The organism is Haloarcula sp. Atlit-47R (assembly GCF_003665985.1).
GTDB lineage: Archaea > Halobacteriota > Halobacteria > Halobacteriales > Haloarculaceae > Haloarcula > Haloarcula taiwanensis.
In genome coordinates this window covers 1-441 of sequence record NZ_QPLQ01000094.1, presented here as the reverse complement: position 1 = coordinate 441, position 441 = coordinate 1, and the positions used below count along the sequence as shown (strand labels likewise).

Annotated in this window: 1 protein-coding gene; it reads right to left on the bottom strand. The window is 68.0% G+C overall.

Annotation, left to right across the window (positions count from 1 at the left end):
- Positions 1–430: PHP domain-containing protein (locus tag DVK00_RS21035; protein WP_147435958.1), on the bottom strand; the 430-nt coding region annotated here is incomplete at its 3' end.
- Positions 431–441: the final 11 nt, after the last annotated feature.

Sequence of the window (441 nt, the reverse complement as noted above, 5' to 3'; positions counted from 1 at the left end):
GGTTGGCGATGCCGGTGAGGAGCCGCGAGTTGTAGATTTCGATGGCGTCGGCGCTGGCGAGCTGCGCGCTGGAGATGTGAGGGGCGACGCCGTGGCGCGACTTCTGAAACGGGTGCGGGATGACGGCGATGCCGCCCGCGTCGCGGATGCGGTCGAGCGTCTCGTCGTACGACAGTCCCGCGGGAATCAGCTCCTCGACGCCCAAGGCGAGGACGTGGCCCGCGGCGCAGGTGACCTCCATCCCCGGGATGCCGACCAGCCCGTAGTCGGCCGCGAGCTCCGCGGCTTCGAGGCTGGCGTCTATCTCGTCGTGGTCGGTCACGGCGAGGGCGTCCAAGCCGACCGCGACCGCCTGTTCGAGGAGGTACTCGATTGGGTCCCGCCCGTCGTAGGACAGAGACGAATGCGAGTGCAACTCGACCGATAACACACCGTCTCCTA